Below are 8,018 nucleotides of genomic sequence, written 5' to 3' on the forward strand. Positions count from 1 at the left end.
ACACCTTCATTCATATCAATATAGCCTTGTTATACACTATTTACTAATGCAAAAAAACACCGTTAAACGGTATTTATTCGCCAAATGTAATCCCCATTTTTTTAGCACTCGAAACAACTTCACACTCAGGATCAACAAATTTTAATTTACCTGCTGTTTCACTTAAAGGAATTGCTTTGATTTCATTTTTATCAAAAACAACAAGTTTTCCAAAATCTTTGTTTAAAAGAAGATTTGCCCCATATACCCCAAAGCGTGTTGCCATAAAACGATCATAACCACAAGGATTGCCTCCTCTTTGAATATGTCCAGCTAACGCCACACGAATTTCATTAGGAATCAACTCTTGTAATTGTTCAGCGACTTCATAAGCAACCGAACGTCCTTGGCGACTTGCAACTTTTGCTTTGTATTTTTTCTTCGATAAAAGACTATCTTCTTCACTAATCGCTCCTTCTGCACAAGCAATGATTGTATATTCTTTTCCTGTTTTTTGATTTTCTTTAATTTTTTTCGCAACCACTTTAATATCATAAGGAATTTCTGGAAGTAAAATCGCATCCACTCCTGCTGCAATACCTGCCTGTAAGCAAATATGTCCTACTTTATGTCCCATGATTTCTACAACGAAAACTCGACTATGACTTTTAGCGGTTGTTTCAATTTCATTTAAATAGTTTGTTGCAATATCGACCGCACTTTGAAAACCAAAAGTATAATCTGTACCCCATGTATCATTATCGATTGTTTTAGGGAGTCCTATCACATTTAAACCTTCTTGTGCTAACATGTTAGCCGATTTTAAAGAACCATTTCCTCCTAAAACCACAAGACAATCAAGTTTCAATTTCTTGTATGTTTTTTTCATAGCTTCAACTTTGTCAAAACCATCTTCAATAACACGCATTTTTTTAAAAGGACAACGTGAAGAACCTAAAATCGTTCCACCAACATTTAAAATATCTTCAAAATCACTTAAAGACATCTTTTTATATTTTTCATACATCAATCCTTGATAACCTTTTAAAAAGCCAATAATTTCAATATCTTTTCTTTGTTGGTAAAGTGCTTTTACTAAACCACGCATTGTTGCATTAAGTGCTTGACAATCACCACCACTTGTAAGAATTCCAACTCTCATAAAACTCCTCCTATTTCACATCATTTTTAAAAAAGTATTCTTGACTATTCATTTCTCTATTTTTATTTTTTATACGTTTGTATTTACCATTATTTTCTAATGAACATGCTTTTACATTATCACGAAGCATACAATCAAACATTGTTAGTAACTTATGTTTTAATTTTTCATCTAATACAGGCGCTGCCACTTCAACACGTCTTTCAAGATTTCGTGTCATTAAATCAGCTGAAGAAATATAAACAGTTGGATTATTTTTACCGAAAATATAAATTCTAGAATGTTCCAAATATCTTCCAACAATTGATAGAACTCGGATATTTTCCGTTGCTTCTTCAACACCAGGAATAATACAACAAATTCCCCTTACAACCATATCAATTTGAACCCCTGCTTGACTTGCTTCAATAAGCTTATCAATCATCTTTTTACTTGTTACCGAATTACATTTAAAGCCAATATAAGCTTCTTTTCCTTGTTTAGCAAGTTCGATTTGTTCATCGATATACTTAAAGATATGACTGATCATACAATGTGGTGCTACCATGAGTAAATCTGTATGATTTTCGGTTTCACCTAAACATAAATGATTAAATACTCCATTAATTTCTTCTCCGATTTCATATTTAGAAGTCATTAATGATAAATCTGTATAAAGTCTTGATGTTTTTTCATTATAATTTCCCGTACCAATTTGGCTAATATATTGAATTCCTTTTTCATTTTTATACGTGATTAAACATAATTTAGAATGCACTTTTAAACCATCTAAACCATAAATCACACGACATCCGGCCTCTTCTAAACGTTTCGACCAACCAATATTATTTTCTTCATCAAAACGCGCTCTTAATTCAACTAAAACAACAACTTCTTTTCCATTTTCTGCTGCTTTAATTAAAGATTTTACGATTTTAGAATTCTTTGCTACACGATAAAGTGTCATTTTAATACTTACCACATTTTTATCATTACTTGCTTCATCTAAAAGTCTTAAAAATGGTGACATAGATTCAAACGGATAAGAAAGTAATAAATCTCTTTTTAAGATTTGTTTAATCATTGGTACTCTATTTTCAACGAATGCATTATTTCTTGCTTCTAAACGTTTATAGAACATACTTGGACAAATATATCTTAAACGCTCTCTTAATTCACCCACAAAACCAAAATCAAGAGGTGAATTATTAATGAAAACTTGATTTTTCTTTAAATTCAAGAAATTCATCAACATAAGTACTTCAAGTTCGCCTAATCCTGGCGTCATTTCTAAACGCATTGGTGAAAGTTTTCTTCTTTGTTTAATTAAGTTTTCCATCATTTCTCGATAATCTTCATGTCCTTCTAATGAATGATCATCTTCATCAATATCCGCACTTCTTGTTACACGAATAAGTGCTTTTTCTTTTACAGTATATTTAGAAAAAATACGTGAAACAAAATGTAAAATAATATCTTCTACTAAAATAAATTTTTGTGGTTGACTTGGAAGTGCAATCAGTCTTTCATCCATCGCATTAGCACAAGAAATAATTCCCATTTTTCTTTTACCTTTTTTCGATTCAAGACGTACAACGACATACATTTCACGATTGTTGATAAATGGAAATGGTTGTCTTTTAGAAATAACTTGTGGTGAGATAAGTGGTAGTAATTCTCTTTCAAAATAATCAGCAAAATAACGACGGTCTTCCTTGCTTTCAATATCTTTATATTTTATTACTGACCATCCTGATCGTCCAAGTTCTGACATCACATTTTCATAAATACGATCTTTCTTTTTATTAAGATAATGGACTTTTTTTAAACAGGCTTTTAATTGTTCTAAACCCGTCATTCCTGTTTTATTGTCTTTGGAATCTGGATAAAATAACATTTGGTCATAAAGTGATCCTATACGTACCATAAAAAACTCATCTAAATTCGTTTGATAAATTGAAATAAAGCTTAACTTTTCCGCAAGTGGTACTTGTGGATCTTTTGCTTGCATTAAAACACGATCGTTAAATTTAAGCCATGATAACTCTCTATTTTCTCGGCATACGTTCATTTTTATTCCTCCAATGTATAATTTATACACTCTTTCTTATTTAATATAAAAACATTTTATACTTTCAACAATCTACCATCTATCAAGTTTATGTAAAATTCCAAAAAGAAGAATTATTTCTTCTTAATTTGTCGATTATAAAACTCATCTTCTGGTGCTGGTTTTCCAAAAAGATAACCTTGAATATAATCTGGATTTAATTTTTTGATTTCTTGAAGTTCTTCTTCCGTTTCAACACCTTCAATACATACATTCAATTTCAAAGAATGTGCCATTTCAATAATATAAATCAAAATACTTCTTTCATAATTTGAAGAAAGTGCTTTTTGGGTTAAAACACGATCTATTTTAATATAATGCGGTGTTAAATCACTTAAACGATATGCATTTGAATAACCTGTTCCATAATCATCCAAAATAAGCGTAATCCCTTCTTCTTTCAATGATGACCAAAGTTTTTTATAATGATATGTATTTTCTAAATAACCTGATTCTGTTACCTCAATCCCTAACAAAGCAGGTTTTAAGTTAAAATCTTTTAAAGCTTGTTTAATTTCATCTAAGATCTTACTTTTAATAATTTGTACATAGGACAAATTAACATTCACCTTAAATTCAGGAATAAATTCTTGCCACTTTTTACAACAAGCAACCGCTTGTCTTAAAATCCAACGACCAGCAGGAATAATTAAACCAGATTCTTCTAAAATAGGAATAAATTCTGCTGGTGAAATAAATTCAATTTGTTCATTTCTTTTCATTTTAAAACGCATTAAAGCTTCTGCGCCTATAAGATTTCTTGTATGTATATCAATAATTGGTTGGTAATAAACATCAAAATTCTTAAAATTGTGATCAACTGCATTTTGTAATTCAACACGAATTTCTCTTCTTCGAATGAATTGTTTATATTTATCTTGTGTAAAGAAATAACAACTATTCTTTCCTTTTTTCTTAGCTTCGTTTAAGGCAAAGTCTGAATATTTAATAAGTGTATCATAATCTTTCATTTCTTTATCAATCTCAACAATCCCTACTGAAATCGTATAAACCACGCGATATACATTCTCTTCTAAAGCAACCTCAACTGATTTTTTTAATTCATCATAAAGTTCTAAGATATCTTCTTTTGAGTGATTTTCTAAGTCCATAATTATAAAGCGGCCATTTCCCAATTCGTAAATCTTTTGATTTTCATTGATACACGATTGCATACACATAGAAAACTGTTTTAAAATTTCATCTCCACACTTTAAACCAAAACGCCCATTGATTTCGTCAAAATCATCAATACCAATTTGCATAAAATAACCTGTAATATTATTTTTACTTTTAGAAGAAACATACTCCTCTAAACTTGGTTCTCTTAAAAGTCCACTAATATTATCTGCTTTTTGTCTTTTTCCAATTTCATTAACACAACCAATAAGGTATAAAGGTTTATTAAATTCATCTAAAATCACATCACCTCGACAATTGACCCAAACTGGATTATGTTGTCGATCTAACCAACGATAATGTAAACTATGCTCGGTAATTTCTCCCGATTTAATTTTATTGAACTCATCAAATAATAAAGGGAGATCGTCTTCATAAACAAAATAATTATGGGCTTTTGTTGCATCACAAAAATGATAATTTGGCAAACAAAAACGATTTACGGCATGTTTTGAAATACTATAATAATCATTTTGAATATCAAAAAGATATAAATAATCATCCATACTTCGATTAAATAATTGAATAACTTCTTCCAATTGTTCTCTTGAAAGATTTATTTTGTTTTTTTTTCAAAACAGTTCCTCCTTATCCTTTTTTCCTCTTTGTATATGTTTTTCCTTTTTTCTTTCATACATTAATGTATCTGCCAATCTAATGGTATGATTTAAATCAAAAGGACTATTATAGTCAAAGACACTTATTCCATAGGATAAACTAACATAATAAGGTAAATGATATTTTTTATTAAAGTATTGTGTTCTTTCTTGAATTAATGAATCAATTTGAATAATAAAATCTTCATTTTTACAAGTAAACGCAATACCAAATTCATCGCCACCTAAGCGTCCAATAACAGCATGTGTTTGAAAAATATCATTTAGTATTTCACATACTGTTTGAATTGCTTTATCTCCCTGGTCATGTCCAAATGTATCATTAATATATTTTAAATTATCTAAATCCCCTATAAAGAAATAAAGATTTTTGGAAAGTTCTTTATATTTTTTATAAAGAACTTTAATATTTTGAATAAGTCCTCGTCGATTATAAATATGAGTTAATTCATCTGTATTAGAAATACTATTTAGTTCTCTAACAATGGCATTGACATTTAAAGATACCCCAATTTGATTAGAAAGATATTCAAGTGTTTCTAAATCAAAATATGTACAATCCGTCACCAAAAAGCCATAAAAATTTTCATTAGAGTAAATGCTTGTAAGTATTTTATAAGGTTGCTTTGCAAGATTTAAAACATCTTTTAGTAACACATGTGTATTTTTAATAGGCTGTCTTTGACCATTTTCTACATTTATAATTAATTCCATTGTTTTTGGCATGATAAATGGTCTAAATTCATAAGTCATAACAGGTGTTTCAAAAAGATAAAGCTGTGCATTATGAATACCTAGAGAAGGTATATTATCCGCAATAGCATAAATATCATCATTCAATGATTCAAACAACATCCCTTTATTCACTTGTCCAATACTTCTCATTCTCCTTGTATAGCGCTTTTCTTTTAACAAAAGAAGATAATTATAACTACTAATCATTTGTAAATAAATATATTGTTTAAAAGATTGGAGTTTTATTTTATCTTCCATGTTGAGGTAGTTTTCAGTATTTATTAAAAATGATAGACATAAAAAGAGTCTTTCTAAATCCAAATAACGAATATCATCTTCATTAAAAATCAAATTAATATAATCTCCTATTTGTTGATAAACACGATGTTTCGTACAATCTTTTACCGAAAGATCCAATAAATAAGTAAAGAAACTCCATACAGTTTTTTGATAATTGGAACTATAAACCAATTTATTACCAAAAACATATTGTGTCATTCCTTGAGCTATATATTCATTACTTTCTTTTTCAGCTCTACAAAAACGAATAAATTCACCAATTTCAATTTCTTCATGGTTTTCACAATCAACAGAAAGACGAGGAATAAAATGGGCATCAATGTATTGATTTTGTGTAGAACCATTTTTATAAAGATCATAGCCTTGTTTTATTCCTAAATAAGCAATAAAAGAAGCATCCGCATGACAAGAAGCAAGTGGTGGAACCATATGTGTTGATTCTGGTTTATCATCAAAACCAGACACCATAATATCTTTACCTACACGTTTTCCTATTTTTTCTAATTCACGATATAAATAATAAGCAATATCATCCGTCACGCACATAATTCCATCTAATTCAGGATTTTCTTGAAGCCACTTGTTCATTAAATTCCCTGATTCAATATTATAACCAGGTGTTGATAAAATATATTTTTCTTCAAAAGGCATATCATGACTTGATAAAGCTTCTTGATAACCTGCAAGTCTTTGTTTGGCAGTAACCCCGCTATCATAACCAGTAATAATTCCAATATGTTGACAATGATTTTTTTCAATCATATAACTTACAGCATTATAAACACTTTTTTTGTTATTATAGATAACAAAAGGATAATCTTTTATTTGTGAATTTAAAGTAACAACTGGTATATGAAAATATTTTGGAAAAGCTTCTCTTGTTTTTTGATCCGTACGACAAATACTTGAAGCGGGAATAACTAAAAAATCTAAATCCAAATAATTTGCAAAAGCATAGACATTTGCTTTTTGATAATCAGAAGATTGTACAAACTTTACATTTGGATCAACTGAACCACCAAAAAAGATAACAAGTTCTATTCCCAGTTCTTTACACGCTTCATTTGCTCCTCGACATATTTCCATATTATAATCAGAGGCACTTGTAATCATAAGTCCTGCTTTAATTGAGTGTTCCATTTTTTCACCTCTTTTCATCAATTATAACACAAACCTATAAAAAAGATAAAAAAAAGACCAAATGGCCTTCAGATAAATTCTACAAGTCTTGTACAAATTTCAGAATGTTATTGTCAAAAAATTATTTAAGGAAGAAAAACCTGTTCATGATTTGTCTATGATGTTTATTATATTTTTTCTTAAATAAAAATCAATTTATTCTTATCAAAAGCAAAAATAAAAGCGATTACATTGTTAAAAACTTAATTAACTATCTGACACATCTTGTGATTTAACACCGTTATTATCACTTTAAACCGAGGAGTATCATCTATCACTTCTTTAAAATATTATATACTTGTCTTAAAGAGGTTACTATGGCTAAAAATCAAAAACCAAAAAAGGATTCTTTAATTACTTTAACTAGAAAATATGCAAATAATCATAATGAATGTGTAAAATTCTTTTTCAAAATGAAATGGCCTGTTGGCTTTTACTGTGAAAAATGTGGTCATCAACATTACCTACTTTCTAATACTATATTTCAAGATAATAAGTTAGATCTTTATAAATTAATTTTAGGAATGTATCTCTTTTTTACGGCAAATAAAGGTCTTTCTGCGATTGAATTAGCTAATGAATTAGAAATAAATTATAAAACAGCGCTATTACTTTGTAGAAAATGTAGGATTCTTATGTCCCAAAGTAACAGTGAAAAAATTCTGGATAGCTTTTTTTATGAAGCAGACGTTGCTTATATAGGCTCAAAAAGTAAAGAAGAACATAAACAAGGAGTTGCTACTGAACAGCAACCCTTTTTAGTAATGTTATCAACAGA

General features: G+C 29.0%; 5 protein-coding genes. 1 reads left to right on the forward strand and 4 read right to left on the reverse strand.

What is annotated here, in order from left to right; genetic code table 11:
* Positions 1-73 precede the first annotated feature (73 nt).
* From OCV55_RS08065 to OCV55_RS08080, 4 genes are all read right to left on the reverse strand, one after another.
* On the reverse strand, positions 74-1,141 hold the full coding sequence (locus OCV55_RS08065) for a 6-phosphofructokinase (protein WP_032090684.1): 1,068 nt from the start codon (positions 1,139-1,141) through the stop codon (positions 74-76).
* A gap of 10 nt (positions 1,142-1,151) precedes the next feature.
* A complete protein-coding gene (gene ppk1 / locus OCV55_RS08070) occupies positions 1,152-3,191 on the reverse strand; it encodes a polyphosphate kinase 1 (RefSeq protein WP_147580303.1) in 2,040 nt (679 codons plus the stop codon).
* A 113-nt stretch (positions 3,192-3,304) separates the two neighbouring features.
* The gene (locus tag OCV55_RS08075) at positions 3,305-4,948 is read right to left on the reverse strand and encodes a sensor domain-containing protein (protein ID WP_147580304.1); all 1,644 of its coding nucleotides are present in this window, start codon (positions 4,946-4,948) and stop codon (positions 3,305-3,307) included.
* A gap of 33 nt (positions 4,949-4,981) precedes the next feature.
* Positions 4,982-7,201, reverse strand: coding sequence for a GGDEF domain-containing protein (locus OCV55_RS08080; RefSeq protein ID WP_267309868.1), 2,220 nt, complete (start codon positions 7,199-7,201; stop codon positions 4,982-4,984).
* Positions 7,202-7,557: 356 nt separating this feature from the next.
* On the opposite strand from OCV55_RS08080, the gene OCV55_RS08085 reads away from it, so the two are divergent.
* Positions 7,558-8,018: hypothetical protein (locus tag OCV55_RS08085; RefSeq protein ID WP_394802859.1), on the forward strand; the 461-nt coding region annotated here is incomplete at its 3' end.

The organism is [Clostridium] ammoniilyticum, from assembly GCF_025566905.1.
Lineage (GTDB): Bacteria > Bacillota_I > Bacilli_A > Erysipelotrichales > Coprobacillaceae > Faecalibacillus > Faecalibacillus intestinalis.